Below are 24,297 nucleotides of genomic sequence, written 5' to 3'. Positions count from 1 at the left end.
AACGACATGAACCCACGCGGCGGAGCTGCATATCGATACAGCCAGGTGTGCTTCACCGTACGCGACCGTACTGACACCGACCAGGGCCGTCGGACTCTTTGACAGTGGCCCGGGTTAAGGTCTCATCGACAGACACAGGAGGCACTCGGTTGTTGTACGGCGCGATGAAGGTGGCCATCGGGGGACCGTTGAAGGTCGCTTTCAGGCCCTGGGTGGAAGGGCTGGAGAACATTCCCGCCGAGGGCCCCGCGATCCTGGCGAGCAACCACCTCTCCTTCTCGGACTCGTTCTTCCTGCCCGCGGTCCTCGACCGCAAGGTGACCTTCATCGCGAAGGCCGAGTACTTCACGACCCCGGGCGTCAAAGGCCGGATGACGGCCGCGTTCTTCAAGGGCGTCGGCCAGCTGCCCGTGGACCGCTCCGGGGCGCGCGGCGCGGGCGAGGCGGCCATCAACAGCGGCATAGAGGTCCTCGAGCGCGGTGAGCTGTTCGGCATCTATCCGGAGGGCACGCGCTCGCCCGACGGCCGGCTCTACCGGGGCAAGCCCGGCGGCCTCGCACGCGTGGCGCTCGCCACCGGAGCGCCGGTCATCCCGGTCGCCATGATCGACACGGAGAAGATCCAGCCGCCGGGCAAGGTCATGCCCAAGCTCATGCGGCCGGGCATCCGGATCGGCAAGCCCCTGGACTTCCGCCGCTACCAGGGCATGGAGCACGACCGCTTCGTGCTGCGCGCGCTGACCGACGAGGTCATGTACGAGATCATGAAGCTCTCCGGCCAGGAGTACGTCGACATGTACGCGACCGCCGCCAAGCGGCAGATCGCGGAGGCGGCGAAGGCCGAGAAGGAACAGGCGAAGAAGGAACAGGCGAAGAAGGCGAAGAAGGCGGACGAGGAGCGGTCGGGGGCCTAGGCAGGGCAGTCTGAGCGAGCGATTCGAAAACAGGGGTGGGGGAATGGCCAAGCGCGAGCGGGTCATGAGGATGTCCGTCGAGCAGCCGCTGTGGCGCGCGCTCACCGGCTACCGCGTGCTGACCATGGTGTACGCGATCGGGCTCTTCGCCAGTGCCCACGACGAGGTCGTCCGCCCCTGGGTGGCCATCGCCTACTTCGCCGTCCTGGCCGTCTGGACCCTGGCCACCCTGCCCAGGGTCGCGAACGCCGCGAGCTGCACCAAGCGCTTCCTCGCCGTGGACCTCACCATCGCCCTCGTCGGCATCCTGCTCACCTGGGTCGCCGAGTCGCCCGAGCGGATCGACGCCGGAGCCCCGACCCTGCCGTCGATATGGACCGGGGGCGCCGTGCTGGCGTTCGCCATCAAGGGCGGCTGGCGCTGGGCCGCCTTCGCCTCCACGCTGGTCGCCGCCGCCAACCTGATCGAGCGCTCCGGAGTGCCGACCCGCGACACCATCCACATGGTGCTGCTCGTCTGGATCGCCTCCATCGCCATCGGCTACGTCGTCGAGGTCGCCCGCGCCTCCGAGCGCACCCTCGCCCGGGCCCTGGAGATCGAGGCGGCGACCCGTGAGCGGGAGCGGCTCGCCCGGGACATCCACGACAGCGTGCTCCAGGTGCTGGCGATGGTGCAGCGGCGCGGTGCCGTCATCGGTGGTGAGGCGGCCGAGCTGGGCCGGATGGCCGGCGAGCAGGAGGTGGCGCTGCGCACGCTGGTCTCGGGCGGCCTCGTACCCGTGTCGCGGGTGTCGGAGGACGTCGCCGAGGGGGCTGTCGTACGGGCCGTGGAGGAGCCGGACGACTCCGGCGGTCCCGTCGATCTGCGTGCGCTGCTCGCCCCGTACGCCGGCGCCAAGGTGAGTCTGGCCGAGCCCGGCGCGCCCGTGCCGCTGGCCCCGGCCGCCGCGCGGGAGCTGGCCGCGGCCGTGGGGGCCGCCCTGGACAACGTCCGTAAGCACGCGGGGGAGCACGCGCGCGCGTGGATCCTCGTCGAGGACGAGCCCGACGCGGTGATCGTGACCGTACGGGACGACGGCCCCGGAATCCCCGCGGGACGGCTCGCGCAGGCCGAGGGTGAGGGGCGGCTCGGCGTCGCCCTGTCGATCCGGGGGCGGCTGCGGGACCTCGGCGGCAGCGCCGAGTTGATCTCGGTGCCGGGGCAGGGCACCGAAGTGGAACTGAAAGTACCGAAGGACAGCAGCGCTTCACGGGGGAAGGCGGAGCAGCGATGACGGACACCGCGACCGGACGGGCCGGACAGCAGGGCACGATCAAGGTCATGGTCGTCGACGACCATCCCATGTGGCGTGACGCGGTCGCCCGCGACCTGGCCGAGTCCGGCTTCGACGTGGTCGCCACGGCGGGCGACGGCGACCAGGCCGTACGCCGTGCCAAGGCCGCCGCCCCCGACGTCCTGGTGCTCGACCTGAACCTGCCCGCCAAGCCCGGCGTCCAGGTCTGCAAGGAACTGGTGGCCCACAACCCCGCGCTGCGTGTCCTGGTCCTGTCCGCGAGCGGCGAGCACGCCGACGTCCTGGAGGCCGTGAAGTCGGGCGCCACCGGCTATCTGCTGAAGTCGGCCTCGACGGAGGAACTCCTGGACGCGGTGCGCCGTACGGCGGTCGGCGACCCGGTGTTCACACCCGGCCTGGCCGGACTGGTCCTCGGCGAGTACCGCCGCCTCGCCTCCGAACCGGCGCCCGCCGCGCAGGACGCCGACCAGCCGGGGGCCCCGCAGCTCACCGAGCGCGAGACCGAGGTGCTGCGGCTCGTCGCCAAGGGCCTGAGCTATAAGCAGATCGCCGAACGCCTGGTCATCTCCCACCGCACGGTCCAGAACCACGTCCAGAACACCCTCGGCAAGCTCCAGCTGCACAACCGGGTGGAGCTGGTGCGGTACGCCATAGAGCGCGGCCTCGACGACGAGTGATCCATCGGCCGCCCGCTTGACGAGGCGTAAACCAAATACCCGGCAGTTCACCGGAATTGCCGCTCCGACCCATCCCGCTGTGACCTGGATCACCATTAGCGTGGCCTCACCAGGCAACCGCGGCGAAGGGACATTTCCATGCGGGTCGGAGTACTGACCGGAGGCGGCGACTGCCCCGGTCTCAACGCCGTCATCCGGGCCGTCGTCCGCAAGGGCGTGCAGGAGTACGGCTATGACTTCGTCGGCTTCCGGGACGGCTGGCGAGGTCCGCTCGAGAACGACACCGTCCGTCTCGACATCCCCGCCGTGCGCGGCATCCTGCCCCGCGGCGGCACCATCCTCGGCTCCTCGCGCACCAACCCGCTGAAGCAGGAGGACGGCATCCGCCGTATCAAGGAGAACCTCGCCAAGCAGGAGGTCGAGGCGCTCATCGCGATCGGCGGCGAGGACACCCTCGGCGTAGCCGCCCGCCTCTCCGACGAGTACGGCGTGCCCTGCGTCGGCGTGCCGAAGACCATCGACAACGACCTGTCCGCCACCGACTACACCTTCGGCTTCGACACCGCCGTCGGCATCGCGACGGAGGCCATCGACCGGCTGCACACCACCGCCGAGTCCCATATGCGCGTCCTGGTCTGCGAGGTGATGGGCCGTCACGCCGGCTGGATCGCCATCCACTCCGGGCTGGCCGGCGGGGCCAACGTCATCCTCATCCCCGAGCAGCGCTTCGACGTCGACAAGGTCTGCGCCTGGATCACCTCCCGCTTCAAGGCGTCGTACGCCCCGATCGTGGTCGTCGCCGAGGGCGCCATGCCGAAGGACGGCGACATGGTCCTCAAGGACGAGTCGCTGGACTCCTTCGGGCACGTCCGGCTGTCCGGGGTCGGCGAATGGCTGGCCAAGGAGATCGAGAAGCGTACGGGCAAAGAAGCCCGTACGACGGTCCTCGGACACATCCAGCGCGGCGGCACCCCCAGCGCCTTCGACCGCTGGCTCGCCACCCGCTTCGGACTGCACGCCATCGAGGCCGTCCGCGACGGCGACTTCGGCAAGATGGTCGCCCTGCGCGGCACGGACATCGTCCGCGTCCCGATCGCGGACGCCACGGCCAAGCTGAAGACGGTGGATCCGAAGCTGTATGAGGAGGTCGGGGTCTTCTTCGGCTGACGGTGAGCTCGAAGGGGGCACGCCATACCGAGGGCGCCGTCGGTCAGCCGGCGGCGCCCTCAGGCACAACGTCCTCGACTACAGGGCGGGCCGCCGCTCCGAGAACGTGCTGGTCCCACGCAGCTGACCCACCAGCTGCCGTACGACGGAGGCGCCGTTCAGGCTGAGGATCGACTCGGGGTGGAACTGCACACCGGCGAAGCCAGGCCCGCGCAGCGCATGTACCTCCCCGTTGTCGGCCCGGCTGACCTCGACACCGTGCGCGGTGAGCTCCTGCAGGGCCTCGTCGTCGCAACGCGCCACGAAGCTGTTGTAGAAACCGACCGTCTCCGGCCGCCCGAACAGGTCGATCGTCGTCTGCGCCCCCTGGTACGGCACTTCCTTCCGTACGATCTCCAGCCCCAGCTCGGCCGCGAGCAGCTCTTGGCCGAGGCAGACGCCGAGCACGCCGTACCGGTGGTTGCGCATGACCTGGGCGGTGAGGTCGCGCAGGAACCGCATCTTGGGGTCGGTGAGGTCGGAAGGGTCACCGGGGCCAGGGCCCAGCACCACCGGCCCCTCGTGCGTGAGCACCGCCTCCCGCAGCCCGTCCTCGTCGTACCGCCGGACGGTCACCTCCAGCCCGCTCGACCGCAGCACGTGCGCGAGCATCGCCGTGAAGGTGTCCTCGCCGTCGACGACCAGGGCGTGTCCGCTCAGCTCCTCGGACCGGTCCTGCATCCGCAGCCAGAAGGGGGCCAGCGAGGCCCGGCGCCCGTCGAGGGCGGCACGCACGCGTGGGTCGTCGGTGAGGCGTACGCGCGCGTGCTCGGCACGGGGCCGGGAGGGTCGTACGCCCAAGGCCGCCAGTACCCCCGCCGCCTTCGCGTGGGTCTCCGCGACCTCGCTCGCCGGGTCCGAGCCGCGCACGAGCGTGGCGCCGACCGGCACGCGCAGCCGTCCGTCCGCGTCGATGTCGGCGGTGCGGATGAGGATGGGGGAGTCGAGGGTCTGGGCCCCGCCGGAGTCCCGGCCGATGAGGGCGAGAGCCCCGGCGTAGTACCCGCGCCCGCCGACCTCGTGCCGCTCGATCACCCGGCAGGCGTTCTGCACGGGCGAGCCGGTGACGGTGGCCGCGAACATCGTCTCCCTCAGGACCTCCCGCACATCCAGCGAGGACTTCCCGCGCAGCTCGTACTCGGTGTGCGCGAGGTGCGCCATCTCCTTCAGCCGGGGCCCGACGACGACCCCGCCCATGTCGCCGACGGTGCACATCATCTTGAGCTCCTCGTCGACGACCATCGACAGCTCCTCGATCTCCTTGCCGTCGGCGAGGAAGTCGAGCAGATGCTCGGGGGTGGGGCCCTCGGCGGGATAGCGGTACGTCCCGCTGATCGGGTTCATGACGACGGTCCCGCCGCTCATCCGCACGTGCACCTCGGGGCTCGCCCCCACCAGCGTGCGCTCCCCGGTGTGCACGACGAACGTCCAGTACGCGCCCCGCTCGCCCTCCAGCAGCCGGCGGAACAGTGCCAGCGCGTCGGCCCGTCCGAACCCCGGGATCTCACCCTCGTACGTCCGCCGGATCACGAAGTTCGCGCCCTCGCCCTGCCCGATCTCCTCCCGCAGGACGCGCCCGACGATCTCCGCGTACTCCTCGTCGGCCACGTCGAAGCCGCCGCCCTCGACACGCACGTCATGCGCCGGGAGCTGGGCGAGAGCTTCGGCCAGGGGGATGTCGTACGACTCCTCCGGCGTCAGCACCACCAGCGGTGTGCCGTCGTCGCGGACGTCGAAGCCGCGCTCGCGGATCTGCCGGAAGGGGACGAGCGCCAGGCCCTCGTCGGGGAGGTCGGCGAGGGCGTCGTACGTGGCGACCGGGCCGATGAGGACCTCGACCGTCGCGCTTTCTTCGACGGCGCGGCCCGGTGTGCGGCGGCGCAGCAGGGCGAACGGGCGGGGGTCGTCCAGCAAGCCGAGCAGGTTCATGGGTCCGTGCTCCTTCTCAGTGAGACTCAGTGGTACTCAGTCGGAGAGGAACGGACTCCGGAAACACCGAAGGCCGCCCCTCGGGCGGCCTTCGCGAAGTCTTGCGTACGCGCAGTCAGTGGGCCGCCGGATGAGCGGTCCACCACCAGTTCTGGGTCGAGTGCGCGAACATGCGAGGCACCCTACCCCATGTCCGAGTCGTGTACCCCGCGTCTCATTTGCTGGGCATGGGGCTGGACGTCCGACACGACCCCGTAATGTTGAGGGCGTGACCGTGAACGCTAAGACCAGCGCGAGCGCTGGCAACACCTGGCGAGACCTGCCCGCGGCGCAGCAGCCCGAGTACCCCGACACCGAGGCTCTGCGCGCAGTGATCGCGGACCTCGAGTCGTATCCGCCGCTCGTCTTCGCGGGCGAGTGCGACCAGCTGCGCGCCCGGATGGCGGCCGTCGCCAAGGGAGAGGCGTTCCTCCTCCAGGGCGGCGACTGCGCCGAGGCCTTCGACGCGGTGTCCGCCGACCACATCCGCAACAAGCTCAAGACCCTGCTGCAGATGGGCGCCGTGCTGACGTACGCCGCCTCGGTGCCGGTCGTGAAGGTCGGCCGCATCGCCGGCCAGTACTCCAAGCCTCGCTCCAAGCCGACCGAGACCCGCGACGGCGTGACCCTGCCGACCTACCGCGGCGACTCCGTCAACGGCTTCGACTTCACCGAGGCCGCCCGCATCCCGGACCCCGAGCGCCTGAAGCGGATGTACAACGCGTCCGCCTCGACGCTCAACCTGGTGCGCGCCTTCACCACCGGCGGCTACGCCGACCTGCGCCAGGTGCACGCCTGGAACCAGGACTTCGTGAAGTCGTCCCCGTCGGGGCAGCGCTACGAGCAGCTGGCGCGCGAGATCGACCAGGCGCTGAACTTCATGCACGCCTGCGGGGCCGACCCGGAGGAGTTCAAGACCGTCGAGTTCTACTCCTCGCACGAAGCGCTGCTGCTCGACTACGAGTCGGCGCTGACCAGGGTGGACTCCCGCACGGGGCAGCTGTACGACGTCTCGGCGCACATGGTGTGGATCGGTGAGCGCACCCGGCAGCTGGACCACGCGCACATCGAGTTCGCGTCGAAGATCCGCAATCCGATCGGCATCAAGCTCGGCCCGACCACGACGGCCGAGGAGGCGCTGCAGTACATCGAGCGCCTCGACCCGGACCGCGAGCCGGGCCGGCTGACCTTCATCGTCCGCATGGGCGCCGACAAGGTCCGCGACAAGCTCCCCGAGCTGGTCGAGAAGGTCACCGCCTCGGGCGCGACGGTGGCCTGGGTGACGGACCCGATGCACGGCAACACCTTCGAGGCGGCCTCGGGTCACAAGACCCGCCGTTTCGACGACGTGCTGGACGAGGTCAAGGGCTTCTTCGAGGTCCACAAGGCCCTGGGCACCCACCCGGGCGGCATCCACGTGGAGCTCACCGGTGACGATGTCACCGAGTGCGTCGGCGGCGGTGACGAGATCTTCGTCGACGACCTGCACCAGCGCTACGAGACGGCCTGCGACCCGCGGCTCAACCGCAGCCAGTCGCTCGACCTGGCCTTCCTCGTCGCCGAGATGTACAGGGACCAGTAACGGGTTCGGTTATTACCCGCAGATGGGGTGGGGCGCGGATCACATACGATCCGCGCCCCACCCCACTTTTACGGTTCCTGTGTGACGGGTAAGGTTAGGTTAGCCTCACCGATCAAGGGGATGGCACGACTTCGATCCCGGCGGGAGGTGGTCCGCGTGTACATCTGCAGTTGCTTCGGTGTCACCGAGCAACAGGTCAAGCAGCACGCGGAGAACGGTGCCTGTACGCCCCGCCAGATAGCGTCCGCCTGCAAGGCGGGCACGGACTGCGGGTCTTGCGTACGGCGTATCCAGGCACTCCTGGGCCGGGGCGCGTGCCCCCGCCGTGAGCTGGCCGACCAGGGCCAGCCGGTGCTGACCGACCTGGCGGACGCGGCCTAGCTCTCGTGGGCCTCGTCGGCCCCTAGCTCGGCTGCTCGATCTGCTGCGCGAGGTAGAGCGCCTCACCCAGCTTGTCGATGAGCTCCAGCTGCGTGTCCAGGTAGTCGATGTGGTGCTCCTCGTCCTCGAGGATCGACTCGAAGAGGTTCGCGGACGTGATGTCGCCCTTGGTGCGCATGACCTCGATACCGCGCTTGAGGCGGTCGATCGCCTCCACCTCGACCTGTCGGTCGGCCTGGAACATCTCGGTGACCGTCTGGCCGACCCGCACGTGGAACAGGCGCTGGTAGTTCGGCAGGCCGTCCAGCATGAGGATGCGCTCGGTGATCTTGTCCGCGTGCTTCATCTCATCGATGGACTCTTCACGCGTGTACTTGGCGAGCTTCGTCCAGCCTTTGTTGTCCTGGATCCGGTAGTGCAGCCAGTACTGGTTGATCGCCGTCAGCTCGCCGGTCAGCTGCTCATTGAGGAATTCGAGGACCTCGGGGTCGCCCTGCATCGCAGAGGCTCCTTCCACGCGGGGGAACTGGCAGGTTGCGCCGCATGATTGCACCGGCAGAGAAGATCGTCCAGTAAGTCTTCACTTAGTAAGTAAGGGCATGCTTAGTCCGTTATGAGGTGAATTATTGAGGGGTGTGGTCAGGTGCACTGCCCCAGGTCTGTCAGGATGGAGTCATGGGTCAGCCGGTGGAGCGCGAAGGTGGAGCAGCAGCACACTCCGAGCTTCCGCCGGGACAGCGGGTACAGCGCGGCTGGCCGGTCACGCACTACGGTCCGGTCCCCAAGTTTCGCCCCGAACGCTGGGAGTTCAGGGTGTTCGGCGCCACCGCCGACGGCGAGAAGCACTGCTGGACCCATGAGGAGTTCACGGCCCTGCCGTACACCACCGTCGTCGCCGATCTGCACTGCGTCACGAAGTTCAGCATGCTCGGCGCGGAGTGGGGCGGCATCCCGGCCCGTACGATCCTGGAGATCGCCCCGCCCGCACCGGCCGTCACTCATGTGATGGTGTGGGCCGAGTACGGCTTCAGCTCCAACCTCCGCCTCTCCGACTTCGCCTCCGAGGGGGCGATCTTCGCCACCCACAAGGACGGCGAACTGCTCACGGCGGAGCACGGGTTCCCCCTCCGTCTGGTCGTCCCCCATCTGTACGCCTGGAAGGGCCCCAAGTGGGTCCGCGGAGTGGAGTACATGACCGCCGACCGCCGCGGTTTCTGGGAGGAGCGCGGCTACCACAACATCGGCGACCCCTGGAAGGAACAGCGGTACTCGTACCAGGAGGAGCCCGGGGAGGGGCCCGAGCTCTGACTCCTCGTGCTCTGACTCCTCCTGGCGGCGCCGGTCAGTGGTACTGGTGCACCACCGCGTGCCCCTTGCCGCGGCCGATCATCCACTTGTTGACCGGAGCCGTGGCGACGAAGGCGACCGCGAGGGCGATGGCCAGCGCACCCCAGAACAGCAGGTCGTCCAGGCCCGCGTCCATCGCGCCGGGCCACAGGACGAGTACGCCGTTGTCGACCAGTTCCATCACGGCGATCGACAGTGTGTCCGCGGCCAGTGCCACCCGGACGGCCGCCCGGAAGCCGACGCCCGCCTTGAGTACGCCGCGCAGTGTGAGTGCGTAGCCGAAGAAGAACGCGAGCGTGATCGCCAGCACCAGTGTCGGTACGTCGCCCCAGCCGAGCGCGGTGCCGATCACCATGCCGAGCACTTCGCCGATGGCGCAGCCGGTGAGGCAGTGCAGGGTGGCCTTGACGGCCATGGTCCAGGTGCTGGTGGCGGCCACCTCGTGGTGGTGCATGTGTGCCGCGTGCGCTTCGTGCTGCATGATCTGCCCCCAATGCCAGGTTGGCGCCTGCATCGAGAGAGAACCAGATACCCCCCAGGGGTATTCCTCGACGGGCTATGCGTCCCGAAGTTTTTTCAGCCGCTCCACGTCCGCCGCGTGGCCTTCCTTTCCGCCCGGTGTCTCGATGATCAGCGGTACGCCCGCGGTGGCCGGGTGCGTCATCAGTGCCCGGAACGGATCCTCGCCGATGTGACCTGCGCCGATGTTCTCGTGCCGGTCCTTGTGCGCGCCGACGACGTCCTTGGAGTCATTGGCGTGGATCAGCTTCAGCCGGCCTTCGCCCACGGTGTCCACCAGCAGGTCGAGGGTCTGGTGCATGCCGGAGGGGCCGGTGAGGTCGTGGCCGGCGGCGAAGATGTGGCAGGTGTCCAGGCACACGCCCAGCTTCGGATGGGCGTCCAGCGCCTCGAAGTACGGCCCGAAGTCCCAGGTCCGCGAGCAGAGCGAGGCACCCTGCCCGGCGGTGGACTCCAGGAGCAGATACGGGTCGTCGTCGTGGGTCAGCTCGTCGAGCAGCGGCAGCAGGTGCTCCCGTACCTGCTTCAGGGCCACCGAGCGCTCCCGGCCGCCGGTCGCGCTGCCCGTGTGCACGACCACGCCGAGCGCCCCGATCTCCCGCCCGCGCCGCAGCGAGTGCCGTAGCGACTCCACCGACTTCTCGACCGTCGCCTCGGTGTGCGAGCCGAAGTTGATCAGGTACGGCGCATGCACATACGCCGGGATCGACTCGGCCTCGCACACCGCGCGGAACTCCTCGTCCTGCCGCGGATTCCCGGCGGGCGTGGCCCAGCCGCGCGGGTTGGCGACGAAGACCTGGACCGTCTCGGCCTTGAGGTCGTGGGCGTAGGTGAGCCCGACGGAGTGGAGACCGCCGGCCACGGGGACGTGGCCGCCGATGGGATTGCGGGAGGGGCTTGAGGGGGCGGTGCCGGACTGCTGACTTCTCACCCGTTCAGGGTGTCATGCTGCCCCGACCGCCCGGCCACCGGCCGGTGATGGCTCTTCCGCAAGAGGCATCCTCACCGGCTTGCCTCATCCGCTTGCCTCACCGGCCTTCCTCGATGACCTTCGTCGATGACCTTCCTCAGCGGATGGTGATCGTGATCGTCGACCCCTTCGGCGCCGTGTCCCCGCCGTCCACGGACTGCTTCTTGACCGTGTCGCCGAACAGCCCGAGCAGGCCACGGTCCTCGTCGACCTCGAAGCCGGCGGCCTCCAGCTCGGCCCTGGCGTCGTCGACGCTGTCACCGACCACGTCCGGGACCTCGATCATCTCGGGGCCCTTGGACAGCGTCAGCGTCACCGTGTCGCCTTCGGCGGCCTGCCTGCCGTCGGTCGGCGACTGCCGGGCGACCTGGCCCGCGTCGAAGTCGGAGTTGACCCGCGCGGAGGCGACCTTCACCTTCAGGCCGGCCTCCGTCAGCTCGGCCTTCGCGTCGGCCAGGCTCTCGCCGGTGACGTCCGGGACGTCCACGGGCCTGCCCTTGCTGACGGTGAGCGCGACCGCGGAACCGGAGCGGACCTTGGTGCCGGTATCGGGGGCCGCAGAGATCACGGAGCCTCGGGTGACGTCGTCGCTGAACTCCCGGGTCACCATGCCCGGTTCGAGCCCGCTCTCCTTCAGTTCGGTCTTCGCCTTGGCCAGCGGGTATCCCTGAAGGTCGGGCACCTTGACGGTTTCCGGTCCGGCCGAGATGACCAGGTTCACGGAGTCGTTGTGCCGGATGCGGGCGCCCGTCGCCGGGTCCGTGCTGATCACGGTGCCTCGCTCGACGGTGTCGCTGTAGGCGCGCTCCACCTTGCCGACCTCGAGACCGGCCTCCTTCAGCCGGTCCCCGGCCTGCGCCTCGGTCTTGGCCAGCAGCGCCGGGACCTTGGTGAACTGGCCGGAGTTGATGTACCAGATGCCGACGCCGAGGCCGAGGACCAGCAGGACGGCGGTGACGATGACGAGCGGGCCGCGCGGCGCACGCGCGGCCCGCGACCGGCGCCGGGGCGGCGGGGGTGGTGGGGTCTCCAGCCGGCTGGTCCGGTTGAAGACGGCCTCGGGCTCGTCCTCGTTCACGGGCAGCGGCCGCTGGATCGTCAGCGCGCGTGGGATCACGCTCGTACGGTCGTCGGCGTTGCTGTGCTCCGCCGTGAGCGCCTGCGGCGGCACCGCGTCCAGCTGGTCAGCGCTCAGCGCGGCACGCGTCTCCCGCGCCTGCGCGAGCAGCGCCACGGCGTCGTACGGACGGAGGTCCGGGGTGCGTGCGGTGGCCGACGCGACCAGCTCGTCGAGTTCGTACGCCAGCCCCGGCACGATCGCCGAGGGCGGCGGGACGTCTTCGTGCAGGTGCTTGTAGAGCACCACGGCGGGGGAGTCGCCGTCGTGCGGTTTGTCGCCGGTGAGCATCTCGTAGAGGACGACACCGCACGCGTACACGTCGACGCGGGCGTCGGCGGCGCCGGGCTGCTCGATCTGCTCGGGCGCGAGATAGGAGACGGTGCCGAGCACGGCGCCGGTGGTGCTCGTCACGGTGTCCACGGACCGCACGAGCCCGAAGTCGGCGACCTTGACCCGCCCGTCGTCCCCTATCAAGACGTTCTCGGGCTTCATGTCCCGGTGCACGAACCCGGCGCGGTGCGCGGCACCGAGCGCGGCCAGCACCGGCTCCAGGATGTCGAGGGCGGCCCGGGGCTGGAGCGCCCCGCGCTCGCGCAGGACGTCGCGCAGCGTGCAGCCCGCGACGTACTCCATGGCGAGATAGACGTACGACCCGTCGGTGCCCTGGTCGAAGACCTGCACGACATTGGGGTGCGCGAGCCGGGCGACGGACTTCGCCTCCCGGATGAACCGGTCGACGAACACCCCGTCCACCGCCAGCGCGGGATGCATCACCTTGAGCGCGAGCACGCGGTCGAGGCGGGTGTCCAGGGCCCGGTAGACCGTGGCCATCCCGCCGACGGCGATCCGCGCGTCCACGCGGTACCGGCCGTCGAGCACCTGCCCGACCAGAGGGTCCTGAAGGGTCGTATCCACGCAGGTGAGTGTACGAGCCGACACTGACACGCCTGCCGGTTCGGCCGGGATCGGGGCGGGACTGCAGCCGAGCTGTGACGGACGCCTCATGGGTTGAAAGGCCTTCGTCGAACAGGAGTTCAGAATGCGGGGCGTTCCGGGTCCAGCCGTGCGATGCCCTCCACCGGAGACGACGCCTCCGCGAAGTGCCGCCGAGGAATCCGCCCGGCCCGGTACGCCAGCCGCCCCGCCTCCACCGCGTGCCGCATCGCGTCGGCCATGAGTACCGGCTCCTGCGCCCGAGTCACCGCCGAGGCGAGCATCACACCCGCGCACCCCAGCTCCATCGCGAGCGCCGCGTCCGACGCCGTACCGGCTCCCGCGTCCAGAATCACCGGCACGCGCGCGTGCTCCACGATCAGCTGGAAGTTGTGCGGATTGCGGATGCCGAGCCCCGAGCCGATCGGGGAGCCGAGCGGCATGATCGCGGCACAGCCCACGTCCTCCAGCTTCCGCGCCAGCACAGGGTCGTCATTGGTGTACGGCAGCACGGTGAACCCGTCGTCCACCAGCGTCTCCGCGGCGTCCAGCAGCTCGATCGGATCCGGCAGCAGCGTCCGCTCGTCGGCGATGACCTCCAGCTTGATCAGGTCCGTACCGAGCGCCTCGCGCGCGAGGCGGGCCGTCAGCACGGCCTCGCCGGCCGTGAAGCACCCGGCCGTGTTCGGCAGCACCCGGATCCCGAGCTTCTCCAGCACCGACAGGACAGACCCGTGCACCGACGGGTTCACCCGCCGCATCGCGACCGTCGTCAGCTCCGTCCCGGACGCCACGAGCGCCCGCTCCAGGACCTCCAGACTGGGCGCCCCGCCCGTGCCCATGATCAAGCGGGACGTGAAGGACGTGTCCCCGATGACAAAGGGATCGTCGGCCATGGTTCAGCCTCCTTGGACGGCGGTGAGGACCTCGACGCGGTCCCCCTCGGAGAGGGACGTCGACGGCCACTGCGCGCGCGGTACGACGGTTTCGTTGAGGGCGGCGGCCACTCCGGAGGGCGCCGCGGTGAGGGACCGCACGAGCGTGTCGAGAGCCGTGCCCGGCTCGATCTGCCGACGCTCGCCGTTGACCGAGATGGTGACCTGGTCGTTCGGGAGGCTCATGCGGGCTGCTCCGTGAGTGCTGCGGCGGCGCTGAAGCGTTTGGGCGTGAACGGCCGGGCCTCGTCCGGGAGTTCACCGGTGGTCAGGACGTGCGCCAGGGCGTCGCCGGTGACCGGCGTGAGCAGCACGCCGTTGCGGTAGTGCCCGGTGGCCAGCAGCAGGCCCTCCAGCTCGGTCGGGCCGAGCAGCGGTGCGTTGTCGGGGGAGCCGGGGCGCAGGCCGGCCCGCGTCTCGGTGAGCGGCAGTTCCGTGATGCCCGGCACCAACTCGTGGGCGTCGCGCAGCAGCTCGTACACGCCGCCCGCGGTCACCGTCGTGTCCCAGCCCAGCTCCTCGCTCGTAGCCCCGACGACCAGCTCCCCGCTCGCGCGCGGCACCAGATACACCTGGCTGCCGCGCACCACGGCGCGTACGGTCCGGCTCAGGAACGGCGCGTACCGCTTCGGCACGGTCAGCCGCAGCACCTGGCCCTTCACGGGGCGGACCGGCGGCAGTACGTCGTCCGGGACGCCGGGCAGCCGCCCGCTGAGGCTGCCGGCCGCGAGGACCACCTGGCCCGCGCGCAGCTCGGTGCCGTCCGGCGTGGTGACACCGGCCGCCCGGTCCCGTACGACGTCGAAGCGCTCGGCCCACGTCCGGTGGAAGACCACACCCGCCCGCTCGCACGCGGCCAGCAGCGCCCCGGCCAGCCGCCGCGGATCGATCTGGTGGTCGCCGTCCACGCGCAGGCCCCCGCGCACGCCCGGCGCGAGCATCGGCTCCAGGCGCCGGCACTCCCGCCCCGACAGCCACTCCGAGTCCAGCCCGGACTGCCGTTGCAGGGTGTGCAGTTCGCGCAGATGGGCGCGGTCGTCGGAGTCCAGCGCGACCGCGAGCGTGCCGCACTGGCGGTAGCCGAGGTCATGGCCGGTGAGGTCGGTGAGCTCGGCCGCGAAGTCCGGGTAGCGGCGGGCCGAGACGAGGTTCAGGCCGAGCAGGGTCTGCTCGCCGTAGTGCAGTTCCGTGACGGCGGCCAGCATCCCGGCCGCCACCTGGGCGGCCCCGCCGCCCGGCTCGGGGTCCACGACGGCCGTCGTGAACCCACGCCCTGCGGCCCGCCACGCCGTGACCAGGCCGATGATGCCGCCCCCGATGACGAGGACGTCTGACGTTCGCGTACGCGACATGGGCGTCCAGCCCCTCCCTTCGCCGGCATGACCCGGATCAGGTTCGTACGGTCGGAGGCCGCCAGCCTCCCTCTCAGCCCGGTGCGTCCGGGCTCCCGCGAGTGCTCTACGTTGGCCACCCTAGCCCGCCGCCACATGTCTCAGTAAGGGAGCCCGCGCCCATGGCCCGCTCGCTCGACGGTCTCGTCCTCGCCCCGGTCGCGGACCAAACCCCAGGTCAGGTGGGTACGCGTACGCGCTTCACGTACCACGAGAAGGACGGCGAGATCTGGGCCGAGTACGCGGGCGGCGACGTCGTGCGCGGGTATCTGGTCGGCGGACGGGAAGGCGACCGGCTGGACTTTCGGTACGTGCAGCTCAAGCGGGACGGGACGACGTCGTCGGGCCACTGCGTGTCCACGGTGGTCGAGCTGGCCGACGGACGGGTGCGCCTGGAGGAGAGCTGGGAGTGGGAGTCGCAGGCCGGCAAGGGGACCAGTGTTGTGGAACAGGTCACTGAGCATGCCCCCTGACTGACGAACAGTCAGTTGTCTATGGTGATCAGGTGAGCGAGCAGACGCAGCAACGGGGCACGTCACAGGCGCGGCGCGTGGTCGTCGCCGGCGCGGGCATGGCGGGGGTGCAGACGGCGGTCGCCCTGCGCGAGCAGGGCTTCACCGGCACCGTCACGCTGATCGGCGCCGAGCCCCATCAGCCGTACGACCGGCCGCCCCTGTCCAAGGCCGTGCTGCTCGGCAAGGCCGAGGGCTCCGCCTTCGACGTCGACTTCGAGGCGCTCGGCATCGAACTGCGGCTGGGCCGCGAGGTACTGGGCGTGCGCACCGCCGACCACGAACTGGACACCGAGGCCGGGCCCGTCCCGTACGACGTCCTCGTGCTAGCCACCGGCGCCGAACCGATCCGGCTGCCGGGCGCGGAGGGCGTCCCCGGCGTGCATCTGCTGCGCACCCTGGACGACGCCGAGCGACTGCGGCCGGTGCTTGCCCGGCAGCACGACATCGTGGTCGTCGGGGCGGGCTGGATCGGCGCGGAGTTCGCCACGGCCGCGCGCGAGGCGGGCTGCGCGGTGACGGTCGTGGAGGCCGCCGACCGGCCGCTCGCGGGTGCGCTGCCCGCGGAGGTGGCGGCGCCGATGACCGCCTGGTACGAGGACAGCGGGGCGGTGCTGCGCACGCACGCGCGCGTGGAGCGCGTCGAGCCCGGCGCGGTGATCCTCGACGACGGCACGCTGCTGCCCGCGGGCGCGGTCGTGGTCGGCATCGGGGCGCGGCCCGCCACGGCCTGGCTGGCCGGCTCGGGCATCGAGCTGGGCGCGCACGGCGAGGTCGTGGCCGACGACCACCTGCGCACCTCCGTACCGGACGTCTACGCGGTCGGCGACTGCGCCTCCTTCCCCTCGGCACGGTATGGCGAGCGCCTGCTGGTCCATCACTGGGACAACGCCCTCCAGGGCCCGCGTACGGTCGCCGCCAATATCCTCGGCGAGACCCCCGCGGTCTACGACCCTGTGCCGTACTTCTGGTCCGAGCAGTTCGGCCGCTTCGTCCAGTACGCCGGCCACCACGCCGCCGCCGACACGACCCTGTGGCGCGGCGACACGTCGGGCCCGGCCTGGACGGTCTGCTGGCTGAAGGACGACCGCCTGGTCGCCCTGCTGGCGGTCGGCCGGCCGAGGGACCTGGCACAGGGGCGGCGGTTGATCGAGGCGGGGACGCCGATGGATCCGGCGCTGCTGGGGGACCCGGCGCGGCCGATGAAGGCCGCGACGGCGTAGGGCCGAGAGCGGGGTGTTGGCCCTGGTCGGACGGGCCTGACTTCCGACTGTCAGTGGCAGATGGCAGGCTTGTTTCCGTGACCGAGATTGACGCAAAGATCGATGCTCTCGTCCCCGCCTGGCTCACCCTGCCCGACATCGCAGAAATGCTCGATGTCGAGGTGACCCGCGTCCGGCAGCTGGTCAAGGACGGCCAGCTCATCGCCGTACGCCGTGGTGAGAACCGCGCACTGCACGTCCCCGCCGCCTTCATCGACGGGGCCGAGCAGAAGGTCGTCAAGGGCCTGTCCGGGACCCTGACGCTCCTGCGGGACGACGGCTTCACGGACGAAGAGATGCTGGAGTGGCTCTTCACCCCCGACGAGAGCCTGCCCGGAACCCCCGCGCAGGCCCTCAGCGAGAATCGCGGCACGGAGGTGAAGCGCCGCGCCCAGGCGCTCGCCGTCTGAACCGAACGCCCTGACTCGAAGGCCCTCATCCGAACGCCCTCATCCGAACATCGTCCGGCTTATGGACCGGGCTCCTGCGGGCCATGGTCGCGGTTGACTGCGGCCCGCAGGGGGCTGGGGCGCGGCCGTGCGGCTGACAACCGGGCACGTGACACCAGAGGCATCAGGCACCAGAGACGTCAGGCGTCAGGCAGCAGGCAGCAGGCATCAGACACGAGGCGCCAGGGAGGCGCCGCCGTAGTCGTGGGCCGGGCCTACCTCCACGCCTGGGACCGGGTGGCCACCGTTCGCCCGCGGCATGGGTGGGCAGGCGCATGACGCCAGGTCGGGTGGGGTGCCACGTCGAGCGCGAGGGCATGGCGTCGCCACACGTGGCGGCGGGTCGACGTATCGGCGTTGTGGGGCACATCACGCCCGGGCAGTGCCACGGTGCCCTACGCCGTCCGGCCCCGGAGCACTCCGGCTCGGGCCACGGGCCATGCCCCGAGTGGACTACGAGTCACTGTCCCGCCCGCACGCAGAGTCACCGACCAGCACCGGCCCGCGACGCGGCGGCACGCTCCGGCTACCGTGCCACCGTCCGGCACCAGCCCGACATCCCGCCCGGCAACCCGATCACAGGGGGCACCGTATGTCCGACACCGCCACCGCAGGCACCGCCCGCACCCAGCTCGCCGACGCCCGGCTCTACCTCTGCACGGACGCCCGCAAGCAGCGGGGCGACCTCGCGGAGTTCCTGGACGCCGTCCTGGCCGGCGGCGTCGACATCGTCCAGCTGCGCGACAAGGGCATGGAGGCGGCCGAGGAACTGGAGCACCTGAAGGTCTTCGCCGAGGCCTGTGCCCGGCACGGCAAGCTGCTCGCGGTCAACGACCGTGCCGACGTCGCCCACGCCGCCGGTGCCGACGTCCTGCACCTCGGCCAGGGTGATCTTCCGGTCCCCGCCGCCCGCGCGATTCTCGGCGACGACGTCCTCGTCGGCCGCTCCACGCACTCCGAGTCCGAGGCCACGGCGGCCGCCGTCCAGGAGGGCGTGGACTACTTCTGCACCGGCCCCTGCTGGCCCACCCCCACCAAGCCCGGCCGCCACGCCCCCGGCCTCGACCTGGTCCGGCACACCGCCGCCCTCGGCACCGACCGTCCCTGGTTCGCCATCGGCGGCATCGACCTCGGCAACCTGGATGAGGTGCTGGAGGCCGGCGCCCGCCGCGTCGTCGTCGTACGGGCGATCACGGAGGCGGACGACCCGGGCGCGGCAGCGGCCGAGTTCGCGAAGCGGCTGCGGCAGGTGTAGGTGGCGGCTGCGGGAGATACCGGGGGCCGCCGACATTGCCGGCCTTCGGGGCACGTCGTCTCAGTTCCATGCCCTCCCCGTCTCAGTCAGTGGGCAGTCGGCTGCGATCCCCGGTCTCGGGCCGCTGCCTGGCCCACAACGGGGCCTTTTGATGGCCCGCGTTGTCCAAGGAGTGGACAACAGCCCGACAAATCGGGCAAATGTCCGGCATTCGGTTGGGGGACCGGGAACCCCTGGCTAACCTGCGAGTATGGCCCTCGGCACCGCATCCATCAGGTCGGACCACGCTCGTACCGTGCGCGAGATGCTCGCGACCGGCAAGACGACGTATTCGTTCGAGTTCTACGCCCCCAAGACCCCGAAGGGCGAGCGGAACCTGTGGAACGCGCTGCGCCGGGTCGAAGCAGTCGGGCCCGACTTCGTCTCCGTGACCTACGGCGCGGGCGGTTCCACCCGCGCGGGCACGGTCAAGGCGACCGAGGCGATCGCCTCGGACACCACGCTCACGCCGATCGCCCACCTCACCGCGGTCGACCACTCGGTGGCCGACCTGCGCAACATCATCGGGCAGTACGCCGACGCGGGCATCCGCAACATGCTGGCGCTGCGCGGTGACCCGCCCGGCGACCCACTGGGCGAGTGGGTGCGGCACCCCCAAGGCCTCACCTACGCCGCCGAACTCGTCGAACTGATCAAGGCGTCCGGCGACTTCTGCGTCGGCGTCGCGGCCTTCCCCGCGATGCACCCGCGCTCCGACGACTGGGAGACCGACGTCCGCCACTTCGTCGACAAGTGCCGTGCGGGCGCGGACTACGCGATCACCCAGATGTTCTTCGAACCGGAGGACTACCTGCGCTTGCGTGACCGTGTCACGGCCGCCGGATGCGACACCCCGATCATCCCGGAGATCATGCCGATCGCCAGCGTGCGGACGCTGGAGCGGATCCCGTCGCTCACCAACGCAGCCTTCCCGGATGCCCTGAAAGAGCGGATCCTCACAGCAAAAGACGATCCGACCGCTGTACGCTCGATCGCAATCGAGTTCGCCACGGAGTTCTGCGCGCGGCTACTGGCCGAGGGAGTGCCCGGACTGCACTTCATCACGCTCAACAACTCCACGGCGACCCTGGAAATCTACGAAAACCTGGGCCTGCACCACCCACCGCAGGCCTAGACCGGCCGTACCGGAATACGTCACACTGCGTAGGCGGCCACTGGGAGAGGGGCGTACATGGGCTGGACGGTCCTCTACATCGCGTTCGGCATCGTCGCGCTGTGGCTGCTGGGCGAGGTGCTGCTGCAGTACAAGGCACGTCTGCGCTGGCGACTGCTCGCCTTCGTCGGCTTCCTCGGCGTCGTGGTCGGGGTGCTGATCCCCTCCGTCGTCGTCATCGGTCTGGGTGCGGCGGCGTTCGCGGTCGGCCAGACCTACGTCACGCTGTCGTTCCGCCGCGGCTTCTCGGCCGGCTGGGCGGTCTCCGCGCCGGCCCTGGGCCCCCTGGCTGCAGTCAAGCGCCGCCGTGGCCGACCGGACCGCCAGGAGCCGACCCTGGAGGTCTCCGACCTCGAGGCGAACGAGGGCTCTTTCCCCGGCCACGACGGCACATACGGTCACGACGACGCCAAGTACGGCCGGGACGACTCCGGTTACGGTCAGGGCGACGCCGGTTACGGCCAGGACGACTACGACCGCGACGACGTCTTCACCCCCTCGCGCCAGAATCGGCCCGCGGCCGCTGACCCGAGCGCCGTATACGAGCCGCAGCCCCTGCCCGAGGACACCGGCTCGTACGGCATATACAGCGACGCCGCCCATGCCGCGGCCGACCAGAACTACGCATCCGCGGGCCAGCCCCAGGACCAGTACGCGACGGCCGACCAGAGCTACGCCTACGACGGCTACTCCGGCTACGACCAGCAGCAGTACGGCTACGACGCCACCGGCCAGCAGCAGTACGCCGCCTACTCCGACCCGTACATCGGCGCCCAGACCTATGGCGACACCTCGTACGACACCTACGGCCAGCAGCAGTACGGCCAACAGGGCTACGGCCAGGACCAGTACGCCACCGGCACCTACGGCGAGACGCCCCCGCCCGGCGGCGTCTGGGTCCCGCAGCAGCGCACCGACGAGGCCTACGGCGGTGAGCTCCCGCCGGAGCAGCACTACCCGTACCAGGGCGACGGCCAGCAGCAGGGCCAGGGGAACGGCTACGACGAGCAGTACCGCTTCTGACAGCCCGCGCGGCGTCCCTCGTGAGGCGCCCTACGCGGGCCTCACTGCGAGCCCCGGAAGTCCGGCCCCTCCACGATCAGCCCGGCCACCAGCGCGCCCGACATACCGGCGTGAGGGAGACCGCCGCCCGGATGGGACCAGCCGCCGACCGTGAACAGGCCGGGTATGCGGGTGCTGTTGGACGGGCGCAGGAAGGTCCCCTCCGCTGCTGCCAGCGCCGGCGCCGGCACCCCGCCGCCCTCGGCTCCCGTCTCCCGCCGGGTGTCCACCGGCGTACGGACCTCGCGCCACAGCGTCCGCTCACGCAGTCCGGGTATCGCCCGCTCGGCCGCCGTCACCATCCGGTCCGCGAAGGCGTCGGCGGCACCGGCCGCGGTCCAGTCGTACAGCGTCTGTGACGGCACCGTGGCCGTGAGGACCACGGACTCATGCCCGTCGTCGGGGCGCAGCGCCGCATCGTCCGGGCGGTCGATGCGGACCGACGGGTGGGTGGGCGGCTCACCGAGCCCGAAGGCGTCCAACTCGGCCTGCCGGTCCGGGGTGTGCACCACCGTGCGGTGCGCGGTGCCCGCGTCGCGCGCGCCGCGCAACGCCAGACAGACCACGACCCGGCCCGGGGACATGCCCTCGGGGTTGGCCTCGACCTCCTCCGACGCGTACAGCTCACGGCCGTGCACCAGGTCGCTCAGGCGCCACGGTCCGGTGCCGACGACCATGTCGGCCTCCGTCACCGACCCGTCGGCCAGCTCCAACCCGGCCGCCCGGCCGTCCTTCTCCAGGACCCCGACCACCTCGGCACCGAAGCTGAACTCGACCTTCCGTGCCACGCACCGCTCGTACACCGCCCGCGCCAACTCCCGTATGCCGCCCCGCACATACCAGGTCCCGAAGGCGTGCTCCAGGTACGGCAGCACCGCCGCGCTCGCCGGGGCTTCGCGCGGATCCAGGCCGTACGCGAGCGCATGGCTCTCCAGCAGGGCGATGAGCCGGGGATCGCGCAGCTCCCACGCGCCGACCTCGGCGAGCGTGCCGGCCCGGCGGGTGCGCAGGAGTCGCTTGTGGGGGACCGACGGATAGGGCTCGCGCTCGGCCAGCACCTGCCAGTTCGGCCACAGCGGCTCCTCCAGCAGCGGCCTGCGCGTCCGGTCCCAGGCCTCGCGGGCCCGGACCAGGAAGTCGCCCCAGCGGTCGCCGGTCCCGGCGCCCAGTGCCTCGTCCAGGGCGGCGACCACGCCCGCGCGCGAGGCGTTCGGCAGATGGACCTCGGTGCCGTCGGCGAAGAGGTGCCGCGCGGACGGGTCGACCTGGACCAGCTCGACGCACGCCTCCAGCGGCTCCTTGCCGGTCTTGATGAACAGGTCGCGGTACACCGCGGGAAGCGGGAGCAGCCCGGGTCCCGTGTCGAAGCCGAAGCCGTCGCGCTCGAAGCGGCGCACCGCTCCGCCGTACGTCTCCGTACGCTCGTACACCGCCACCCGGTGGCCCGCGACGGCCAGCCGGGCAGCGGCCGCCATCGCGCCCATCCCGGCGCCGATCACCGCAATCCGTGCCATGCGTGGGACTTTATCGGCCGCCACTGACAGTGGCTCGCTGACCTCGGGTGGAAGCTCGGCGTGGAAGCCGCTCGTCGGCTCAGCCGGGGCGTTGCCCCACCGCTTGCGCGAGGCGCTTCTCCGCCCGGCGCTCGGCCCTGCGGCGCCGGAAGCGACGGATCCGCGAGACCAGGAAGAAGAGCAGCAGCAGTCCGGCCAGCAGCAGGGCGCCCGCGACGACCGCCGCGGCGACCGGATAGAAGATCGCGAGGCTGATCAGGGCTCCGACCCCGAGATCCTCGGCGAGGCTCACCACGATGTTGCTGAACGGCTCGGGCGAGGTGTTGACCGCCATCCGCGTCCCGGCCTTGACCAGGTGGCTCACCAGTGCCGTGGAACCGCCGACCGCGCCCGCCGCCAGTTCGGGCAGCGACCCGCTCTGACCGGCGAGCAGCGCGGCGACGACGGCACCCGCGACCGGCCGGATCACGGTGTGCACCGAGTCCCAGGCCGAGTCCACGTACGGGATCTTGTCGGCGACGGCCTCGCAGAGGAACAGCACGCCGGCGGCTATCAGGACATCGGGCCGTTGCAGTGCCTCGGGCACCTCGTCACTCAGGCCGGTGGCGCCGAAGACGCCGAGCAACAGCACCACGGCGTAGGCGTTGACGCCGCTGGCCCAGCCGCTGGTGAACACCAAAGGGAGTATCGACACGGAGGCGATCGTAACCAGTCGGCAACGGAGGGTCCTGAGGATGAGTGCGCAGCCCTGAGTACCCGTACCTAGTCGGTGAGATGAGTACGCGCGCGGATGGGCCCCGACCTGCGTGAACGAGAGAGTAGGGGCACGGAGAAGGGGATCGGCTCCGGCACCGGCGACACGGGGCGCCGGAACGGAGCGACCCCGGATCCGCTCCTTCCGCCGGCCCGGCGTCGGCGGGAGCGAGACCGGGGGACCCGGGGGAACGACCGAACGGGGGTCCGACGGGGGACACGGGGGAGTACGGGGGAGTACGGGGGAAGGAAAAACGGGGGACGGGGGAGCACGAGAAGGCGCCGGTTCGAGAGTGGCCCGCGGGGGACGCGGCCACTTTCGGACCGGCGCTTTCGTATGCACCCGACTTCGTATGCGCCCGACGTATGCGCCCGACGCCATGGTGTGCGCGACGCCGACGCTTCAGCGGCGGCCGCTCACCCGGCCCTGCAACAGCCGGGACAGCGCCGCGTGCACGTCGTCCAGGGAGCGCTCCGGCTGGAAGGACTTCCAGTCCAGGGCGGCCACCAGGACCATGCCGACCAGCGCGGAGGCGGACAGCTGGACGTCGATCTCCTCGCTGAACTCGCCGTTCTTCACGCCCTCGCGGAGCACCCCCTCGACGACCGCCACGGCCTGCTGCCGGACCACCATCAGCGTGGACTGCCAGGTCCGGTTCGTACGCCACAGCTCGGCGACGTAGAGCTGGGTGAAGGACGGGTAGCGGTCGATGAAGACAAGGCCCGCGCGGACCATCGCGTCCAGGGCGTCCACCTTGCTGCCGCCCTCGCGTTCGGTCTTCTCGGCGGCCTCCCGCAGGGAGGCGGTGAGGAGACCGACTCCGTGGCGCAGCAGCTCCTCGAAGAGGACCGACTTGCTCGCGAAGTTGTAGTAGACCGTGCCCTTCGCCACCCCGGCCCGCTCGGCGATCTCGTCCACCGTGGTGGCGGAGAAGCCCTGTTCGGCGATGAGCGTGACGGCCGCCTCGTAGAGCTTCTGCCGGGTGGCCTCACGGCGGGTGCTGCCGCCCGACGCGGCGTTGCTGCTTTCCATGGCCCTG

Annotated in this window: 25 protein-coding genes, 1 pseudogene and 1 riboswitch; of the genes and pseudogenes, 14 read left to right on the top strand and 12 right to left on the bottom strand. The window is 70.7% G+C overall.

Annotated features, from left to right (window positions below; all coding sequences use genetic code 11):
- Positions 1 to 152: 152 nt before the first annotated feature.
- From ACTMVF_RS26275 to ACTMVF_RS26255, 5 genes and pseudogenes are all read left to right on the top strand, one after another.
- Complete coding sequence (locus tag ACTMVF_RS26275) at positions 153 to 914, top strand: lysophospholipid acyltransferase family protein (RefSeq protein ID WP_441273566.1); 762 nt, start codon at positions 153 to 155, stop codon at positions 912 to 914.
- 43 nt (positions 915 to 957) lie between these two features.
- On the top strand, positions 958 to 2,187 hold the full coding sequence (gene macS / locus ACTMVF_RS26270) for a MacS family sensor histidine kinase (RefSeq protein ID WP_441273565.1): 1,230 nt from the start codon (positions 958 to 960) through the stop codon (positions 2,185 to 2,187).
- Positions 2,184 to 2,885: a response regulator gene (locus tag ACTMVF_RS26265; RefSeq protein WP_441273564.1), complete on the top strand. Its 702-nt coding sequence runs from the start codon at positions 2,184 to 2,186 to the stop codon at positions 2,883 to 2,885. Before macS ends, ACTMVF_RS26265 begins: the two co-directional genes overlap by 4 nt.
- 138 nt (positions 2,886 to 3,023) lie before the next feature.
- Complete coding sequence (locus ACTMVF_RS26260; protein WP_441273563.1) at positions 3,024 to 4,052, top strand: 6-phosphofructokinase; 1,029 nt, start codon at positions 3,024 to 3,026, stop codon at positions 4,050 to 4,052.
- 2 nt (positions 4,053 to 4,054) lie between these two features.
- A pseudogene (locus ACTMVF_RS26255) lies at positions 4,055 to 4,179 on the top strand (2-hydroxyacid dehydrogenase); the annotation flags it as partial.
- Here the strand turns inward: ACTMVF_RS26255 and ACTMVF_RS26250 are convergent.
- The gene (locus tag ACTMVF_RS26250) at positions 4,131 to 6,020 is read right to left on the bottom strand and encodes an anthranilate synthase family protein (protein ID WP_441273562.1); all 1,890 of its coding nucleotides are present in this window, start codon (positions 6,018 to 6,020) and stop codon (positions 4,131 to 4,133) included. The pseudogene ACTMVF_RS26255 and the gene ACTMVF_RS26250 overlap by 49 nt on opposite strands.
- A gap of 115 nt (positions 6,021 to 6,135) precedes the next feature.
- Entirely contained in the window at positions 6,136 to 6,192 is a 57-nt protein-coding gene (locus ACTMVF_RS26245; protein WP_071528813.1) for a trp operon leader peptide, read from the bottom strand.
- A 96-nt stretch (positions 6,193 to 6,288) separates the two neighbouring features.
- Here ACTMVF_RS26245 and ACTMVF_RS26240 point away from each other — a divergent pair, with 96 nt between their 5' ends.
- A complete protein-coding gene (locus tag ACTMVF_RS26240) occupies positions 6,289 to 7,641 on the top strand; it encodes a class II 3-deoxy-7-phosphoheptulonate synthase (protein WP_441273561.1) in 1,353 nt (450 codons plus the stop codon).
- Between the two features lie 120 nt (positions 7,642 to 7,761).
- Positions 7,762 to 8,022: a (2Fe-2S)-binding protein gene (locus ACTMVF_RS26235; protein WP_441273560.1), complete on the top strand. Its 261-nt coding sequence runs from the start codon at positions 7,762 to 7,764 to the stop codon at positions 8,020 to 8,022.
- A gap of 22 nt (positions 8,023 to 8,044) precedes the next feature.
- Here the strand turns inward: ACTMVF_RS26235 and bfr are convergent, their stop codons facing one another.
- Positions 8,045 to 8,521, bottom strand: coding sequence for a bacterioferritin (bfr, locus tag ACTMVF_RS26230; protein WP_030051286.1), 477 nt, complete (start codon positions 8,519 to 8,521; stop codon positions 8,045 to 8,047).
- A gap of 176 nt (positions 8,522 to 8,697) precedes the next feature.
- Here bfr and ACTMVF_RS26225 point away from each other — a divergent pair, with 176 nt between their 5' ends.
- Positions 8,698 to 9,330, top strand: coding sequence for a sulfite oxidase-like oxidoreductase (locus ACTMVF_RS26225; RefSeq protein WP_441273559.1), 633 nt, complete (start codon positions 8,698 to 8,700; stop codon positions 9,328 to 9,330).
- Positions 9,331 to 9,364: 34 nt separating this feature from the next.
- Here ACTMVF_RS26225 and ACTMVF_RS26220 read toward each other — a convergent pair whose 3' ends face one another.
- The 6 genes from ACTMVF_RS26220 to thiO all read right to left on the bottom strand — a co-directional run bounded on the left by ACTMVF_RS26220 (position 9,365) and on the right by thiO (position 15,198).
- Entirely contained in the window at positions 9,365 to 9,850 is a 486-nt protein-coding gene (locus ACTMVF_RS26220; RefSeq protein ID WP_441273558.1) for a DUF4396 domain-containing protein, read from the bottom strand.
- A gap of 75 nt (positions 9,851 to 9,925) precedes the next feature.
- Positions 9,926 to 10,819: a deoxyribonuclease IV gene (locus ACTMVF_RS26215; RefSeq protein ID WP_441273557.1), complete on the bottom strand. Its 894-nt coding sequence runs from the start codon at positions 10,817 to 10,819 to the stop codon at positions 9,926 to 9,928.
- A 136-nt stretch (positions 10,820 to 10,955) separates the two neighbouring features.
- On the bottom strand, positions 10,956 to 12,893 hold the full coding sequence (gene pknB / locus ACTMVF_RS26210; protein ID WP_441273556.1) for a Stk1 family PASTA domain-containing Ser/Thr kinase: 1,938 nt from the start codon (positions 12,891 to 12,893) through the stop codon (positions 10,956 to 10,958).
- Positions 12,894 to 13,012: 119 nt separating this feature from the next.
- A complete protein-coding gene (locus ACTMVF_RS26205; RefSeq protein WP_441273555.1) occupies positions 13,013 to 13,807 on the bottom strand; it encodes a thiazole synthase in 795 nt (264 codons plus the stop codon).
- Between the two features lie 3 nt (positions 13,808 to 13,810).
- Positions 13,811 to 14,032, bottom strand: coding sequence for a sulfur carrier protein ThiS (thiS, locus tag ACTMVF_RS26200; RefSeq protein WP_441273554.1), 222 nt, complete (start codon positions 14,030 to 14,032; stop codon positions 13,811 to 13,813).
- Positions 14,029 to 15,198, bottom strand: coding sequence for a glycine oxidase ThiO (gene thiO / locus ACTMVF_RS26195; RefSeq protein ID WP_441273553.1), 1,170 nt, complete (start codon positions 15,196 to 15,198; stop codon positions 14,029 to 14,031). Before thiO ends, thiS begins: the two co-directional genes overlap by 4 nt.
- A riboswitch (TPP riboswitch) is annotated at positions 15,196 to 15,307 on the bottom strand. It overlaps the preceding gene by 3 nt.
- A gap of 52 nt (positions 15,308 to 15,359) precedes the next feature.
- Between thiO and ACTMVF_RS26190 the strand changes: the two genes are divergently transcribed.
- From ACTMVF_RS26190 to ACTMVF_RS26165, 6 genes are all read left to right on the top strand, one after another.
- Positions 15,360 to 15,710: a hypothetical protein gene (locus ACTMVF_RS26190; protein WP_441273552.1), complete on the top strand. Its 351-nt coding sequence runs from the start codon at positions 15,360 to 15,362 to the stop codon at positions 15,708 to 15,710.
- 32 nt (positions 15,711 to 15,742) lie between these two features.
- The gene (locus ACTMVF_RS26185; protein ID WP_441273551.1) at positions 15,743 to 16,972 is read left to right on the top strand and encodes an NAD(P)/FAD-dependent oxidoreductase; all 1,230 of its coding nucleotides are present in this window, start codon (positions 15,743 to 15,745) and stop codon (positions 16,970 to 16,972) included.
- 77 nt (positions 16,973 to 17,049) lie between these two features.
- Positions 17,050 to 17,421: an Rv2175c family DNA-binding protein gene (locus ACTMVF_RS26180; RefSeq protein WP_058925820.1), complete on the top strand. Its 372-nt coding sequence runs from the start codon at positions 17,050 to 17,052 to the stop codon at positions 17,419 to 17,421.
- A 631-nt stretch (positions 17,422 to 18,052) separates the two neighbouring features.
- The gene (thiE, locus tag ACTMVF_RS26175; protein WP_441273550.1) at positions 18,053 to 18,715 is read left to right on the top strand and encodes a thiamine phosphate synthase; all 663 of its coding nucleotides are present in this window, start codon (positions 18,053 to 18,055) and stop codon (positions 18,713 to 18,715) included.
- A gap of 250 nt (positions 18,716 to 18,965) precedes the next feature.
- The gene (gene metF / locus ACTMVF_RS26170) at positions 18,966 to 19,889 is read left to right on the top strand and encodes a methylenetetrahydrofolate reductase [NAD(P)H] (protein ID WP_441273549.1); all 924 of its coding nucleotides are present in this window, start codon (positions 18,966 to 18,968) and stop codon (positions 19,887 to 19,889) included.
- A gap of 57 nt (positions 19,890 to 19,946) precedes the next feature.
- Positions 19,947 to 20,951 (top strand): SCO2102 family sporulation regulator, encoded by a 1,005-nt coding sequence (locus ACTMVF_RS26165; RefSeq protein WP_441273548.1) that lies wholly within the window; start codon positions 19,947 to 19,949, stop codon positions 20,949 to 20,951.
- Between the two features lie 41 nt (positions 20,952 to 20,992).
- On the opposite strand, the gene ACTMVF_RS26160 is transcribed toward ACTMVF_RS26165, so the two are convergent.
- From ACTMVF_RS26160 to ACTMVF_RS26150, 3 genes are all read right to left on the bottom strand, one after another.
- Positions 20,993 to 22,504 carry a phytoene desaturase family protein gene (locus ACTMVF_RS26160; protein ID WP_441273547.1) on the bottom strand — a complete coding sequence of 504 codons (1,512 nt, stop codon included), beginning with the start codon at positions 22,502 to 22,504 and terminating at the stop codon, positions 20,993 to 20,995.
- 79 nt (positions 22,505 to 22,583) lie between these two features.
- A complete protein-coding gene (locus ACTMVF_RS26155) occupies positions 22,584 to 23,198 on the bottom strand; it encodes a DUF4126 domain-containing protein (protein ID WP_441273546.1) in 615 nt (204 codons plus the stop codon).
- A 462-nt stretch (positions 23,199 to 23,660) separates the two neighbouring features.
- Positions 23,661 to 24,290: a TetR/AcrR family transcriptional regulator gene (locus tag ACTMVF_RS26150; RefSeq protein WP_441273545.1), complete on the bottom strand. Its 630-nt coding sequence runs from the start codon at positions 24,288 to 24,290 to the stop codon at positions 23,661 to 23,663.
- Positions 24,291 to 24,297 lie beyond the last annotated feature (7 nt).

Source organism: Streptomyces sp. SD31, assembly GCF_052068475.1.
In the GTDB taxonomy this organism is placed as follows: domain Bacteria; phylum Actinomycetota; class Actinomycetes; order Streptomycetales; family Streptomycetaceae; genus Streptomyces.
The sequence above is the reverse complement of the archived record's forward strand: the minus strand, read 5'-3'. Positions and strand labels throughout refer to the sequence as shown.